The 14125-nt window shown below is 75.0% G+C and carries 13 protein-coding genes; 3 read left to right on the top strand and 10 right to left on the bottom strand.

The window, feature by feature from the left end:
- Positions 1 to 41: 41 nt before the first annotated feature.
- The 3 genes from IO30_RS0105080 to cseB form a co-directional block, all read right to left on the bottom strand.
- Complete coding sequence (locus tag IO30_RS0105080) at positions 42 to 755, bottom strand: ABC transporter ATP-binding protein (protein WP_037893155.1); 714 nt, start codon at positions 753 to 755, stop codon at positions 42 to 44.
- Between the two features lie 235 nt (positions 756 to 990).
- On the bottom strand, positions 991 to 2286 hold the full coding sequence (locus tag IO30_RS0105075; protein ID WP_202205063.1) for a sensor histidine kinase: 1296 nt from the start codon (positions 2284 to 2286) through the stop codon (positions 991 to 993).
- A 3-nt stretch (positions 2287 to 2289) separates the two neighbouring features.
- Positions 2290 to 2970 (bottom strand): two-component system response regulator CseB, encoded by a 681-nt coding sequence (gene cseB / locus IO30_RS0105070; protein WP_234321607.1) that lies wholly within the window; start codon positions 2968 to 2970, stop codon positions 2290 to 2292.
- A 461-nt stretch (positions 2971 to 3431) separates the two neighbouring features.
- Between cseB and IO30_RS0105065 the strand changes: the two genes are divergently transcribed.
- The 3 genes from IO30_RS0105065 (at position 3432) to IO30_RS0105060 (ending at position 5774) form a co-directional block, all read left to right on the top strand.
- Positions 3432 to 3929 carry a SigE family RNA polymerase sigma factor gene (locus IO30_RS0105065; protein ID WP_031139672.1) on the top strand — a complete coding sequence of 166 codons (498 nt, stop codon included), beginning with the start codon at positions 3432 to 3434 and terminating at the stop codon, positions 3927 to 3929.
- The gene (locus IO30_RS43025; protein WP_078903752.1) at positions 3922 to 4338 is read left to right on the top strand and encodes a hypothetical protein; all 417 of its coding nucleotides are present in this window, start codon (positions 3922 to 3924) and stop codon (positions 4336 to 4338) included. Before IO30_RS0105065 ends, IO30_RS43025 begins: the two co-directional genes overlap by 8 nt.
- A gap of 179 nt (positions 4339 to 4517) precedes the next feature.
- Positions 4518 to 5774 carry a mannosyltransferase family protein gene (locus IO30_RS0105060; protein ID WP_037893151.1) on the top strand — a complete coding sequence of 419 codons (1257 nt, stop codon included), beginning with the start codon at positions 4518 to 4520 and terminating at the stop codon, positions 5772 to 5774.
- 7 nt (positions 5775 to 5781) lie between these two features.
- On the opposite strand, the gene IO30_RS0105055 is transcribed toward IO30_RS0105060, so the two are convergent.
- From IO30_RS0105055 to IO30_RS0105025, 7 genes are read right to left on the bottom strand one after another with little or no spacing between them, the layout of a single operon-like run.
- Complete coding sequence (locus tag IO30_RS0105055; RefSeq protein ID WP_031139668.1) at positions 5782 to 6804, bottom strand: TolB family protein; 1023 nt, start codon at positions 6802 to 6804, stop codon at positions 5782 to 5784.
- A complete protein-coding gene (locus IO30_RS0105050; protein ID WP_031139666.1) occupies positions 6801 to 8051 on the bottom strand; it encodes an MFS transporter in 1251 nt (416 codons plus the stop codon). Before IO30_RS0105050 ends, IO30_RS0105055 begins: the two co-directional genes overlap by 4 nt.
- Before the next feature lie 32 nt (positions 8052 to 8083).
- Entirely contained in the window at positions 8084 to 9307 is a 1224-nt protein-coding gene (locus tag IO30_RS40090; RefSeq protein ID WP_078904543.1) for an alkaline phosphatase family protein, read from the bottom strand.
- A gap of 44 nt (positions 9308 to 9351) precedes the next feature.
- Positions 9352 to 10266: a hypothetical protein gene (locus IO30_RS0105040; RefSeq protein WP_051901895.1), complete on the bottom strand. Its 915-nt coding sequence runs from the start codon at positions 10264 to 10266 to the stop codon at positions 9352 to 9354.
- Positions 10263 to 12122 carry a class I SAM-dependent methyltransferase gene (locus tag IO30_RS0105035; protein WP_037893011.1) on the bottom strand — a complete coding sequence of 620 codons (1860 nt, stop codon included), beginning with the start codon at positions 12120 to 12122 and terminating at the stop codon, positions 10263 to 10265. Before IO30_RS0105035 ends, IO30_RS0105040 begins: the two co-directional genes overlap by 4 nt.
- Positions 12119 to 13291, bottom strand: a complete 1173-nt coding sequence (locus tag IO30_RS0105030; protein WP_031139659.1) for a glycosyltransferase — start codon at positions 13289 to 13291, stop codon at positions 12119 to 12121. Before IO30_RS0105030 ends, IO30_RS0105035 begins: the two co-directional genes overlap by 4 nt.
- Positions 13288 to 14121, bottom strand: coding sequence for an alpha/beta fold hydrolase (locus tag IO30_RS0105025; protein WP_051901893.1), 834 nt, complete (start codon positions 14119 to 14121; stop codon positions 13288 to 13290). The genes IO30_RS0105030 and IO30_RS0105025 overlap by 4 nt, the downstream gene beginning before the upstream one ends.
- Positions 14122 to 14125: the final 4 nt, after the last annotated feature.

Here is a 14125-nt window from a genome sequence, read left to right as displayed (position 1 = left end):
GCGGTGCGGTGCAGTGCGGTGCGATGCGGGCGCGGAGCGGCTCAGCTGGTGCGCGAACCCGTGTCGAACGCCTTCATCCGGTCCAGCACCCGGTCCGGGGTGGGACCTGTCATCTCGTCGACGAGGCGGCCGTCGGCGAGGAAGACCACGCGGTCGGCGTATCCCGCGGCGACGGGGTCGTGCGTGACCATGACCACGGTCTGGCCCAGCTCGCGCACCGAGTCGCGCAGGAAGCCGAGGACTTCGCCGCCGGCGCGGGAGTCGAGGTTGCCGGTGGGCTCGTCGCCGAAGACGATCGCGGGGCGGGAGGCCAGGGCCCGGGCCACCGCGACGCGCTGCTGCTGCCCTCCGGACAGCTGTCCGGGCCGGTGCCCCAGGCGCTGGGAGAGGCCGACCATGGAGACCACGCGGTCCAGCCACTGGGCGTCGGGGCGGCGGCCGGCGATGGTCAGCGGCAGCGTGATGTTCTCCAGTGCGGTCAGCGTCGGCAGCAGGTTGAACGCCTGGAAGACGAAGCCGATCCGGTCGCGGCGCAGCTGGGTGAGCTGCCGGTCGTCGAGCGTGCTCAGTTCGGTGGTGCCGATGCGGACGGAGCCGGAACTGAAGGAGTCGAGCCCGGCGGCGCAGTGCATCAGGGTGGACTTGCCGCAGCCGGACGGCCCCATGATCGCGGTGAACTCGCCCTCCCTGAAGGAGATGCTGACACGGTCCAGGGCGACGACGCGGGTGTCGCCGCTGCCGTAGACCTTCGACAGGTCGTGGACGGCGGCGGCGGACCCGGCCGTCGCGGGGTGCGGCGCGAGTGCGCCGAGTGCGCCGAGTGCGCCGAACGGGTCGAGGGGGGCGGATGTCACGGGAACTCCTCTTCGGGTGCCAAGGGGTGCACGTCGAAGAGTGCCGGGGGAACGTATCGGGGCCCGGGCCGCCGTGTATCGGTGGACGCTGAGCCGTGCAGCAGTTCCGTAGGGGACGGTCGGGCCGCGCGGACCCTCAGTGCGGCAGGCGCAGGGTGGCGACGGCGCCGCCGTCCGGGGCGTTGTCCAGCAGCAGTTCGGCGCCCAGCAGACGGGCCTGGCCCAGGGCGATGGTCAGGCCCAGGCCGTGGCCGGAGCCGCGGTCCGCCGCGCCCGTGTGGAAGCGGCGCGGGCCTTCGAGCAGCAGGTCCGCGGGGAAACCGGGCCCGTGGTCGCGTACGACGACGCTGCGGCCCTCGACAGTGACCCGGACCGGGGCCTGCCCGTGCCGGTGGGCGTTGAGGACGAGATTGCTGACGATCCGTTCGAGGCGGCGCGGGTCGGTCTCCACGGTCTCCACGGTCTCCATCGCCTCCACGGTCCGTCCGGCCCCCGCGCGCCGCCCGCCGGTGCCGGTGACGGTGACCTCCGTGTCGAGGCCGGTGCGCGTCACGGCCTCGGCGACGACGGCGCCCAGCGGGACGCGGGCGTGCACCGGATGTTCGGCGCCCGCGTCCAGCCGGGAGACCTCCAGCAGGTCCTCGACCAGGCCGCGCAGATCGCGCACCCGGACCCGGAGCAGATCCTCCGTCTCACCGGGCGGCAGCAGGTCCGCGGCGGCCAGCAGACCGCCCACGGGGGTGCGCAGTTCGTGGGCCACGTCCGCGGTGAACTGGCGTTCCGTGCGCAGCCGTCGGCTGAGACTGTCCGCCATGAGGTCGACGGTGCCGGCGATGTCGTCCACCTCGTCGCGGCCGTCGGTGGGTCCGGTCCGGGCATCGAGGTCCCCGGCGGAGATCCGGCCCGCGGTCTCGGAGACCCGTCGCAGCCGACGGCCGAGCAGCCCGGCCCCGTAGACCGCCAGGGGCGTGGCCGCGGCGAGTGCGACCAGCGAGGCCACCGCCATGGTCACATCCAGCTGGCGCAGCCCGTGGAGCTCCCCGCTCATGTTGACGCGGACGGCCAGGACCGGACCGCCCGGGCCGCCGACCCGCTGGGCACCCCAGACGCTCGGCCCCAGGTTCCCCTCGACGTGCCCGTCGTGGGCGGCGTGCCGGTCGCCGTCGGCCGGGTGCCGCAGCGCGGCGGGCAGCTCGGCCGGATCGAGCTCGGTGCCGTCCGTGAGGGTGCCGGTGCGCCGGTAGGTGTCCATGGCCGAGTACAGCCGGTTGAGGGCCTGTGCCTCGGCCCGGCTGCGGATGTCCTGCGCGGTCCATACGTGCACCAGCACGCCCACCGCCACCGCGACCAGGCAGGCCGTGGCCGCAGCCAGGGCGGCGATCTTCCAGCGCAGTGGAACGCGGGCCGGCCGCAGCCGGCGGTACGGGCGCACCCGCTAGCGCCTGAGCTTGTAGCCGAAGCCGCGGACCGTCTCGATCCGGTCGCGGCCCAGTTTGCTGCGCAGCCGCTGCACGCACAGGTCCACGACCCGGCTGTCGCCGTCCCAGCCGTAGTCCCACACGTCCCGCAGCAGGGTGTGCCGTTCCAGCACGATGCCCGGACGGGCCGCGAACTCCAGCAGGAGCTTCAGCTCCGTGGGGGTCAGCGCCACCGGGCTCCCGGCGACGGACACCTCCAGCCCCCCGGTGTCGACGGTCAGGTCCCCGAACACCAGCACCTCGCTCCCGGAGGGTGCCGGGTCACCGCCCGTGGCCTGTCCGGGGCCGGGGCCGGCGCCGGGGGCGGGCGCGTAGGTGGCCCGCCGCAGCAGCGAACGGATGCGGGCCACGAGCACGTAGGTGTCCACCGGCTTGACCACGTAGTCGTCGGCCCCGGCCTCCAGACCGGACACGACGTCGAGCCCGTCGCCGCGCGCGGACATCATCAGCACGGGCACCAGGCTGGTCTCCCGGACCCTGCGGCACAGCCCGATCCCGTCGAGACCGGGCAGCATCACGTCCAGGATCAGCAGGTCGAATCCGTGGTCGCGGAACAGCTCCAGTCCCGTCAGCCCGTCGGCCGCGGTCCGCACCTGGTAGCCGTAGCGTTCGAGGGCGGTGGAGAAGGACCGGCGCATCAGCTCGTCGTCCTCCACCAGCAGCACGCGAACGGGGTGCGCAGGGGCCGGAGAGGGGGCGGACGAGGACACGGGCTGATGACTCCTGTTCGGACGGTCGTGGGCTGCGGGCCCGAAGGCGCTCACGCGCGGACGGTGGCCCGAATGGAACGATATGCCAGACTCCGGCGTGCCGGCCGCCTCGCACGGCGGCCGCGGACACCCCCCTCACCACCCCTGCCGGCCGCTGATCCCCAGGTCAGGAGGGCCGGCGCCGCTCGGATGCGCCGCGGCCGGGCGCACCGATCCGATGGGCGACCAAGCGCTCCCTGATACCCGCCCGATACAAAGCCCGGGCCCTGACGCGTGTCCGCGGCGTCCGGTTCCGTGAGGATGCTCACCCTGGATCTTGGCGTCCCGTGTAGACCGGACGGCCCGTGCCAGGCGTATGCCGGGTGTAGCGAGAGATCCGGGAGTGGCAGTTGACCGTCGAGGAGTTCGAAGAGTTCTATGCACAGGCGGCGGCGCGGCTCACAGGCCAGTTGTACGTGATGCTCGGCGACCTGCACGAGGCGCAGGACGTCGTGCAGGAAGCGTTCGTCAAGGGCTGGAGCCGAAGGCACCAGCTCGATCGGGACGGCCGTCCCGAGGCATGGATCCGTACGGTCGCCTGGCGTCTGGCGGTGAGCCGGTGGCGCTTCCGGCGCCGTTCCGTGGACGCCTGGAAGCGCAGCGGGGCCCCACCGCACGTCGAGGGGCCCGGGCCGGAACAGGTCGCCCTGGTGGAGGCGCTGCGCGAGCTGCCGGGTCAGCAGCGCCGCTCGATGACCCTGCACTACGTGTGCGACCTGACCGTCGAGCAGATCGCCGAAGAGACCGGCGTGTCCGCGAGCACCGTCAAGACGCACCTGAGCCGCGGCCGGACCGCGCTCGCCCATCGCCTGCAGGACCCGCGCATTGAGGAGGCCCCCGGTGCCTGAGCCCCAGGACCCGCTGCGGTCCCTCTTCCGGCAAGCCGCCGACTCCGGACGGCAGCGGGCGGTGACCGCACCGGCCGAGCACATCACCGAACGGGGCCGGCGGGCGCACCGGCGTCGCGTCACCCTGGCCGTGGTGGGGGTGTGCCTCGTCCTCGCGGGGGGCGGTGCGGCCGTGTCCGAGCTCCTGCCGGGCAAGCCGGCGCCGACACCCCCGGCCACCACGCCTTCTCCCGGCCAGGTCTCGCCGGGACCGACCACCCGTCCTCCGTCGCCCGCACCCACGACCGGCCCCTCAGCGGCCCGGACGAGCCTGCCCCCGACACCCCCGGCGACGTCCCCCTACGGGTCGACCAGACCTCCCGACAGCAGTGCGACGGGCACGCCCCCGGCCACGACCCCGGCACGGTAGGCAGCCTCCCGGCCCCGGTCCGACCCCGACCCCGGCCCCGCTCCCGTCGCGGACGGCCACGACCGCACGCTCGCGCACTGATCCGCCATCCGCCGAACCCTTCCCCCGCCGGCGTCCGGTGAGCCGCCGTCGGGCGGTCCGGCGTGCCCGCACACCCTCTGGAGTCCACCGTGTCGCTCATGCCGCCCCGTCCGCGCGAGGGCATCCACGCACCGGTCCCGCGCCCGCCCGCACCGCAGCGGCTCCCCCCGCGGGCCCAGGTCCGGCCCGGCCGCCGGCCCGCGGACGCCCTGCGGCGGGCGGCCGCTCGGCTGCGCCCCGTGGACAGGGAGGTGCTGTGGCTGTACCTGGTGACCCGGGCGGGCATCTGGACCACCGCCTACTGCACCCGGTGGCTGTTCCCGGCCAACGGCGGCGGCCGGGCCCCAGGTCCCGCGCTCGCACCCTTTCAGCGCTGGGACTGGGTGCACTTCCTCGCCATAGCCCGGGAGGGCTACTTCCCCGGCGGGGCAGGGCCCTGGCTGCGGGGCTGGGACAACCGGGAGGCCTTCTTCCCCGGCTTCCCCCTCCTGCTGCGCGCGGTCCACACCGTCGTCCCCGACTGGACCGCGGCCGGACTCCTGATCTCCTTCGTCGCCGGGGCCGTTGCCGTCCTCGCCCTGGCCCGGATCGCCGAGCTGTACCTGCCCGCCGCGGACGCCGCCCCACGCGCCGTGCTGTTCCTCCTGCTCTCCCCGTGCGCGGTCTTCCTGGCCGTCGGCTACACCGAGGCGCTCTTCCTCGCCCTCGCCCTGCCCGCCTGGCTCGCCGCCCAGCGCCGCAACTGGCCCCTCGCCGCCACCCTCACGGCCCTGGCCACGACCGTCCGCATCAGCGGCCTCTTCCTCGCCGCCGCGATCGCCCTGCACTTCCTGCTGACCGCCCGTACCCGCCGGCGGTGGCGGTCGCTGCCCTGGATCGCGCTGCCCGCCCTGCCCGCCGCCCTCCACAGCTGGTACCTCCAGACGCACACCGGCGACTGGATGGCCTGGAAACACGCGCAGGAACGCGGCTGGTACCGCGACTTCCACACCCCGTGGGAAGCGTGGGCCACCACCTGGCGCGAGGCCTTCACCCACGTCCAGGCCACCGGGTACGCCTTCATGTACCAGGCGGAACTCCTCGCGATGCTCGTCGGCCTGTGCCTGCTCGGTCTGCTGACCGCCCGGCGCCGCTGGCCCGAGGCGGCCTACGTCGGCCTCAGCCTGTGGGCACTCGGTACGTCCTACTGGTACACCTCCGTCCCCCGCGCCACCCTCCTCTGGTGGCCGCTGTGGATCGTGCTGGCCTCCTGGAGCCTGCGCAGGCCCCGCCTGAAGACGGCCTACGTCTGCCTCGTCGGCCCCGTGAGCACCGTCTTCGCCGTCACCTTCCTGTCAGGACGCTGGGCAGGGTGACGGACCGTCAAGACCTCATGACGGCCGGGGAGACGGCGGACTTCAGCAGCAGCTGCGGACTTCCCCCGCCCCCCGCGGGCAGGGACCACAGGTCGCCGCCGAAATCGCCCGGCAGCGCGTAGAGGAGAGTCCGCCCGTCGTACCACAGGGCCTGGTCGTCGACGCTCCGCTCCTCCGCCAACGCGGTCTCGGCGCCGGTGCCCAGGTCCAGGACGTACAGGCGCCACGGCGCATCGGCCGGCAGACCGTCCACCCGCTTCTTGAACGCGATCCGGGTGCCGTCGGGGGAGAGGGAGGGGCACTCCGCGTTCTCCCGCAGCACGCGCAGTTCGCGGGCCCCCAGATCGCCCTCCACCAGGTGGGTCCGGCCCCCCGTGGCGAGGGTCGCGTAGAAGCGGTTGTCGTCGTCGGCGAAGGTCACGCCCCAGAAGTTGTGGTCGGCCGCCCGGACGCGCCGGCCCCCGTCGGACACCGCGAACTCCTCCAGGCTGGGGACGAGCACCCCCGACCGGGTGTCGTAGACGGCGGTGCGGGTCGAGAAGCTGCCGCCCGCGTACGAGTCCCCGCTGACGAACACCGTCCAGGCGAGCAGCCGCCCGCTGGGGGAGACCCGTGCACGGGTGGGCGTACCCGGAACCTCGAACGAACGGACCGGCCGCAGCTGGCGGTCGAGGACCAGCGCCTCGTACCGGGGCACGACCCCGCCCGCGCGCCGCAGGCAGACCCCCGTGCCCGCGGCCGCGTGGAAGCGCAGGCAGTCCTGCGGCGCGGTGGTCCGCGCACCCCCGGGTGCGGCCAGCGGTACCGAGGCGATCGTGTCGCGGCCCGGCCCCCAGGCCAGATTGCGGAACAGCAGCCGGCCCGGCGTCTCCAGGTCCACCACGCCCGACTGCGCCACCGGACCGCCCGGACGCGCCTCTTCGCGCTCGCCGGCCCGGTCCGCGGCACGTACCACCGAGACCACGGCCACCGCCGCCAGCAGCGCGGAGAACAGGACCAGGACGAGGACCTTCCGCAGGGTGTGCGTCATCGCAGTGCTCCCTTGCCGAGAATCCCGGCCGCCGCCAGCGACAGGGTGAGACCGATGGCCGCGCCGGCCAGTGCGGTACCGGGACCCGCGTACGTCCAGCCGGCCCCGAAGAGCAGCGCCCCCGCGAACCGGGCCAGTGCCTGCGCCGTCTGGACCACGGCCATGCCGCTCGCCCGCAGCCGTACGGGCAGCAGCGGTCCCGCGGCCGCCATCAGCACGCCGTCCGTGGCCGCGTAGAACGCGCTGAGGAGCAGCAGCACCAGTACCGCCGGGGCCGCGCCGCCCAGCGGGGAGAGCAGCAGGAGGTACGCCACCGCCAGCGCGGCATGACCCGCCAGGAAGACGGGGCCGCGTCCGGCCCGGTCCGCGAGCCTGCCCAACGGGACGGCGAGCAGCAGGAACCCGGCCGCCGTGGCCACCGGGAGCAGGGGGAAGGCCGCCGCGGGCAGCTCCAGGCGCCGCTGGAGGAGCAGGTAGACGAAGGAGTCCCCGACCGTGAACACCCCGAACAGGGCCGCCGCCAGCGCGAGGCGCCGTACGCCGCGGTCACGGAGCACCGGCCCCAGGCCGGGCCGCGCCGGGGCAGCCCGTTGCGGCCGGGGGGTACGGTCCGGCCGGGCGCGGACGTCCCGTACGAACAGTGCGAGCAGCAGCACCGCGAAGGCCGCCACGCAGAAGCTGACCGTGAACACGGCCTCGTAGGCGTCGTGCGCCGCCCAGAGCACCCCGAAGGCCACCAGCGGGCCGAGCAGCGCGCCCGCCGTGTCCATGGCCCGGTGCACCCCGAAGGCCCGGCCCTGCCCCTCGGGCGGGGCGGACAGCGAGATGAGCGCGTCGCGCGGCGCGGTACGCAGCCCCTTCCCGGCCCGGTCGGCGGCCAGGACCGCGCCCATCGCCCATGGAGTGGAGACCGCGAGCAGGGCCAGCTTGCAGGCCGCGGAGAGGGCGTACCCCGTCCCCGCCACGAGTTTGTGGCGCTCGGTCCGGTCGGCGAGGTGGCCGCCGGCCAGCCGCAGGAAGGCGCTCGCGCCCTGGTAGAGCCCGTCGAGCGCCCCGAAGGCCAGCGGCGACATGCCGAGGCCGACGACGAGGTAGAGCGGCAGGACCGCGGTGACCATCTCGGCGGAGACATCCGTGACCAGGCTGACCAGGCCGAGCACGAGCACGTTGCCCGCGACGGCCGGGCCGGCCGCCGGGCGGGGTACGCCCTTCGCGGCATCGGCGGCGCGGTTGGCCGACAGGTACACGGATGCCTCCTTGTGTCCGAACCGGGTTCCCGTCAGAACCAGTTGAGGGTGAGCGGGAAGGTGGCCGCGGCGTTCTTGCCCGCCGCATCGGTCGCCGTGGCGGTGATCTGGACGGTCCCGGACCCCCATGGCTTCCCGCTGATCCGGCCGGTCGCGGCGTCCATGGTCAGCCCCCACGGCAGCCCGGCCGAGGTCCACCGCAGCGGGGCCGCACCTCCGGTGGCCGTCACCTGGATGGTGCAGGACTGGTTGAACTTGCAGGTCTGCGCGCCCGGGTTGACGACGCTCAGGCCGCCCGGAGGTGGTTCCTCACCGCCGGTCCCGAAGACCTCCGTGATCGGCTGGGCGGTGGCCGCGTTGCCCGCGTGCCCCGTCCCGAACAGGTCCTCGAAGGTCCGCAGCAGGTTGAAGTGGTTGTAGGCGGTGCTGTACCGCCCCTGCTTGACGTGCGCGCCGTAGAACACCGTGGCGATCTGGTTGGACCCCAGGAAGTTGTCCTCGTCCCAGGTGAGCACGAGCAGGCTGTTGTTGGCCTTCGCCCACTGCGCGTAGGCGTCGAGATTGTTCTTGACCCAGGTGTCGCCCGTGCTCACCGGGCACGAGTGCATGTCGTTGCACTGGTTCGGGACGACGAACGACAGGTGCGGCAGTGCGGCGAAGTCGCCCCGCGGGAACTGCGTCCAGGTCTTGCCGGTGGTGAGCGGCACGTTCTTGAAGGCGAACCACGGATTGTGCTTCTGGGCGTACTGCCCGTTGGTGCAGGCCGTGGATCCCTCGCTCGGCAGGTCCTCGTTGTACGTCGCGAACGTCTTGCCCGCGACGATGAGTTCCTGGCCGAGGTTGGGCGCGGTCATCGACTGCGGTGCGTAGCAGCCGTCGCCCGTGATGCCCTGGGTGCCGCCGGAGAAGATGTTGAAGTAGTTCGGCTGGCTGGGGTGGGTCAGCGCCTTCATCGCCGTGAGGCTGGCGCCGCCGCCCGCCAGCTGGTTGATGTACGGGGCGTTGGAGCTGCCGATGATCTCGCCGTACTGCTTGTTCTCGAAGACGACGACCACCACGTGGTCGTAGCCCGGCAGGGCCGCGGCGGCCGGGGCGGGCGCCGCCGCCGGGGCGACGGCCGCCTCGGAGCTGCCGACCGTCATGGCGGTGAGCAGGCCGAGGGCGCAGGCGATGCCGGTCGCGGTGGCCCGCCACCTGCCGCCCCGCCCGCGCGGTGGGGTGTCCGGGACGTCCGGTGCTGAGTGTCCGGTGCGCATGGGGTGATGCCTCCTGTGTCCTCGCCGGGCCGGAGCGGCCCGGCTCAGTCCTCGCGCCGGGCCGGTCCGGCCACGGCGATGTTCACGAAGCGCGGTACGGGCAGACCCAGGCCGCGGAACTCGTCCGCGACCGCCGCGCGCACCGCCGTCAGACGGCTGTGCGGCAGCAGCACCAGCACACTGCGGCCGGCCCGGCTGCCCGGCGGCCACGCGCTGAGTGCGCCCGCCCGTCGTGCGCACTCCACGCCCCGCGCCAGCGCGGCCCCGCGGTCCGCCTCGGGACCCCGTACGGCCATGAGCACCAGATGGGTCCCCGAGGCGGGCGGGTCGAAGGGCACGCTCCGCGGCTCCCGGTCCGGCCCGACGCACAGGGCGGTGCCGGGCCGCGCGAACAGCACTGCGGTGCGCAGGGCGTCGTCGTCCTGCGGAGCCGTCTCCCGGATCAGCGCGGCGAGCAGCTCCCGCGCGGGCCGCGGCTCGCCCTTGCCGGTGTGCACGTCGGCCACGGCGAGAGCGACCGCGCAGTCCAGGGGTTCCGTCAGGCTCAGCCCGGCGGCTCCGGTCAGGGTGCTCTGGACGTGCAGGTCCGTGCCGCCGCGGCCGTACCCGGCCCGGGCGAGGGCCCGCAGCAGGGCGTACGGGCGCGCCGCCCAGGCAGGGCTGTCCGGGTACGGTCCGGTCAGCGGGAGTTCGCAGCTCTGCGCGGGGTGGCCGAGCGAGCTCAGCCGCACCCGGCCGTCCTCGCGCGGGGCCGCGGCCGCCGCGACGGGCCAGCCCGCGGCGGCCACCAGGCCCGGCGAGCCGAGGTGGAAGGCGTGCGGGGCGCTCCACACCGCGGCAGGCGGCCGTTCGTGCGCGACCTCCAGGGCGTGGGCGACCAGCCGGAACAGCGGGTCGGCGGTGGCCCGCAGGGCCAGCGGCGGCAGGGCACCGGCCGTTCCCGCAGAGGGGGCGTTCACCTCGACTCCTTGCGGGCCAGCAGCCGGTACGCGTTGCCGCCGTCGGTGCGCCGGGCCGCCGCGGTGCGCACCGCGTCCAGCAGGCCCGCCGCCGCCAGGCACGGCAGGGCCACGGCCCGTACCGCCTGGCGGGCCGCGCGCCGGGCCGGACGCAGGGCGGCCGGGTCGGCCCAGGGGCTGTGCGGGTCGGGGGCGAGACGGTTGGCGGTGAGCGCGACCGCGCCCACGAAGTCGTTGTGCTGATGGGCGGGCCCGTGCTCTTCGGCCAGTACGGTGAACCCGCGCGCGGCCAGCGCCGCACGCAGGTTGGCCGCCGGGATCAGGTGCTGGTGCTGCGGCTGGAACCACGGCAGCCAGTGCGGGCCCAGCAGCCGCGCCATCCTCGACTGCGGATCGGGCAGCTCGATCAGCAGGTGCCCGCCCGGCACCAGCACCTGCGCGGCCGCGTCGAGCTCCGCGAACGGGTCACGGGTGTGCTCCAGGTAGTGGTACATGCTGACCGCCTCGTACTGGGCGGCGAGCTTCCCGGCGAGCTCGGGGAACTGGCCCTGGTAGCCGGTCTCCACCCAGCCGCGCCGCTCGGCCTCCTGGATGCCGTCGCCCATGTCGAGGCCGTCGAAGCGGCAGTCCGGCCACACCTCGCGGGCCACGTCGCAGAAGTGGCCGTGACCGGTGCCGACATCGAGCCAGGAGGCGGGCCGGGCGTACGGGGCGATCATGGCGGCCCGCGCCCGGTAGTGGACGCCGAGCCGGCCGAAGACCGTCCCGGCTCCCTCGCCGCCGCGGCCGTCGTAGAAGTCCCGGTAGTAGAAGTCCAGTCCCTCCACCGTCAGCCGCGGATTCTGGAAGACGTGCCCGCAGCCTCCGCACTCCTCCAGGGTGAAACGGCCGGGTTTGCCCTGCAGCAGATCAGGCATGCGCACCCGTACCGACAGCCGGGAGGCGCCGCACCACGGGCAGTCGGTCCGCCGCGGCTCGAAGAACCGGTCGGTGCCGCCCGCGAGTTCGGCGGCGTACGCGGCCCTGCGGGCCGACGCCCCGGCCTCCTGCGACGCACGGGCCTCCCCGGCCGTACGCAGCCCCGCACGCAGCGACCGCAGCGGCCGGGCCGCGCTCGCACCGGCCAGGTCCACAGGCCGCAGTGGGCCGCCGGTGCCCAGCACGAGAGCGGGCTGCAGCCAGTACAGCCCGGCGGCGGCCACGCCCCAGCGTCCGTCCCGTACGGCAGCCGCCGCGAGCAGCGCGAGACCGGCCAGCTGGGCCGCCGCCAGCAGGCCCGGCGGCAGTCCCTGGGCGTGCAGCTCGGCAGCCCGGCCGCGCCGCCCGGCCCCGGCGATCGCGACGGCGCCGGCGGAGCGCAGCCCCGGGGCGACGGCCAGGTCGGTCGAGGCGGTGGCGTACTCCTTCAGACGGCGGGTGAGCGCCAGGAGTTCCGCCCGGTCCCGGGGACGGTCCGGATCCACCCCGGCCCGTTCCAGGACCTCCGCACCCACGAGCACGGCGCAGCCCGCGCCGCGCCCGGCGGCCAGCCGGTCCTGCCGGTACCCGGCCGGATCGACCAGCCGCAGCAGCCCGAGGGCGTCCTCCGCGGGCAGGTCGGCGGGCAGCAGCTCCAGGACGTCCAGGCCCTCCCGGTCGGCGTGGGCGCAGGCGGCCGCGAGGACGGACGCGTCGGCCGTGACACCCCGCGCGGTGAGCAACCGCCGGCGCACTGCCGTGCCGGTCGTGGGGGCGGCATCGGCGGTGGCGTCGGCCCCGGCGGGGAGCAGGACCTGCAGCGCGTGCAGCCGGCGGCGGGCCCGTACCGTCCCCGCGGCGAGGGCGGTGGCGATCGCGGCGGAAACCCATGGGCTCATGCGAGCCCCTCCAATCGGTCGGCTGCGGCGCGGGCCCCGCCCGCAGCGGCGAAGGACGTCTGGATCCGGCGGGCCGCACGGCGGTGCGGCCCGAAGTCGGCCAGTACGTCGGTGAGCGCGTCGTGCAGTTCGCCGGCCCGGGCCCGGCCGAAGCGCACCCGGACTCCGGCCCCCGCGTCGGCGACCTGCTGCGCGACGATCGGCTGGTCGTCCCGGATCGGGGCCACGACCAGCGGAAGGCCGTGGGCGAGCGACTCGCACACCGTGTTGTGGCCGCCGTGGGTGACGACCGCGTCGAGGTGGGGCAGCAGCCGCAGCTGGGGGACCGCCTCGCGGAGCAGGGCGTGCGCCGGTACGGGACCGGTCAGGTGACGGGGAGCGGCCAGGATCAACTGGACCCGGTCCGCGAGCTGTTCCCCGGCCGCCAGGACCGCGGCGTAGAACCGGGAGCCCGCCTCCTGGTTGAGGGTGCCGAGCGAGACCAGCACCCGGCGCCGGTCGGGGTCGAGCCGCCGCCACGGGAAGTCCGTGCCGGGCGGGCGGGACCCGAAGGCGGGTCCCACACAGGCGTAGTGGCCGGGGAAGGGCTCCGCGCCGCCGATGAGCTCCGGCGTGGAGAAGACCAGCACCAGTTGGTCCGAGAACCGGGGATCCCAGCCGGGCGGCGCCCCGCACTCGGCGAGCAGCCCGGCCAACTGCTCCGCCACCCAGTCGCCGACCTTGGGGAACCCGGCGAACGGCCGGGTGAACTCGGCCGAGGTGCTCGCAGAGGTGACCCACGGGACACCGCACCGCCGGGCGACGACGGCCCCGGCCAGCGCCTGCTGATCGGCGACGATCACGTCCGGGGCGAACTCCGCCACGGCCTTCTCCACGCCGGGCACCATGGCGCGCGCCAGCGGCACCAGCGCCTCCGCCCACAGGAACCGCAGGGCGGCGACGCCCCGCAGGTCCCGCCACCGCCCGTGCAGGGCGGCGTACCCGCCGGAGTCCGGCCCCGGGGCGTCTCCGGAAGGCAGCAGCCGGGCGTGCGCGGGCAGCAGCCCGGACAGGACGGCGGCGGGCCCGGTCCAGGCGGTCTCGTGTCCGCGGGCGGCCAGTTCGGCTGCGACGGCGACCGTCGGATTGACGTGCCCGGCGAGCGGGGGGACGACGAACAGGATCCTCATGCGGTCAGCGCTCCCGTCCCGGCCCGGCGAAGGGCGACGGCGTGCGCCAGCACGGCCCCGCGCAGCACCCCGCCGGTCTCCTTGAGTACGTCGTGGCCCAGCCCGGGCAGGATCCGCAGCGTCGCGTGCGGGGCGTGCCGGACCAGATCCCGGGCGCCCGGGACCAGTTCGGAGTGCTCCCCGCAGACGACCAGGACCGGGCAGCCGATCGCGGCGTAGTCGGCGGACGTGAAGGTGCGGCCGGCCGCGATGTCGTCGATGAGGGTGGTGCGGTTCAGCAGGGCGTCGGCGATCGCCGTCAGCCTGGCCGCCTTGCGCAGCCGCAGCGAGGACAGTTCGGCGGGGACGCCGCTGTCCTCCAGACTGAGCGCGGCCACGGACAGCGTGTCGACCATGTTCTCCACCCAGGGTCCGCTCAGCGGCGGTTCGAGGAGGGTCAGGCCCGCGACGAGACCGGGGTGGGCGAGGGCGGCGTGCAGGGCGAGGGTGCCGCCGTAGCTGTTGCCGACCAGGTGGACCGGCCGGCCGTCGAGTCCGAGGGCGGACAGCAGGGCGACCAGGTCCCGTACGGCGCTGCGGCTGTCGTACCCGTCGGGCGGGCGCTCGCTGAGGCCGTGGCCGCGCAGGTCGTAGAGGACCACCTCGTGCCCGGCCCGCGCCAGCGGCACGCCCAGCGGGCAGTAGAAGCTGGAGAGGTTGTCGACGACGAGACCGTGCAGGAAGACGACCGGGACGGCGCGGGCGTCCTGCGCGCGGCCGGATTCGGGGACTTCGGCCGCGGGCAGCCGCTGGACGTGGAAGCGCAGCGCGTTGGCGAGGATCTCGGCCATGGCC

Source organism: Streptomyces xanthophaeus (genome assembly GCF_000725805.1).
GTDB classification, from domain to species: Bacteria; Actinomycetota; Actinomycetes; order Streptomycetales; family Streptomycetaceae; genus Streptomyces; species Streptomyces xanthophaeus.
The sequence above is the reverse complement of the archived record's forward strand: the minus strand, read 5'-3'. Positions and strand labels throughout refer to the sequence as shown.

What these genes read in the sequence shown, in the direction of transcription:
- IO30_RS0105060 (WP_037893151.1), top strand. Translation starts at nt 4,518, where the DNA reads ATGCCGCCCCGTCCGCGCGAGGGCATCCACGCACCGGTCCCGCGCCCG.
- IO30_RS40090 (WP_078904543.1), bottom strand. Translation starts at nt 9,307, where the DNA reads ATGCGCACCGGACACTCAGCACCGGACGTCCCGGACACCCCACCGCGC.
- IO30_RS0105055 (WP_031139668.1), bottom strand. Translation starts at nt 6,804, where the DNA reads ATGACGCACACCCTGCGGAAGGTCCTCGTCCTGGTCCTGTTCTCCGCG.
- IO30_RS0105035 (WP_037893011.1), bottom strand. Translation starts at nt 12,122, where the DNA reads ATGAGCCCATGGGTTTCCGCCGCGATCGCCACCGCCCTCGCCGCGGGG.
- cseB (WP_234321607.1), bottom strand. Translation starts at nt 2,970, where the DNA reads ATGCGCCGGTCCTTCTCCACCGCCCTCGAACGCTACGGCTACCAGGTG.
- IO30_RS0105025 (WP_051901893.1), bottom strand. Translation starts at nt 14,121, where the DNA reads ATGGCCGAGATCCTCGCCAACGCGCTGCGCTTCCACGTCCAGCGGCTG.
- IO30_RS0105030 (WP_031139659.1), bottom strand. Translation starts at nt 13,291, where the DNA reads ATGAGGATCCTGTTCGTCGTCCCCCCGCTCGCCGGGCACGTCAATCCG.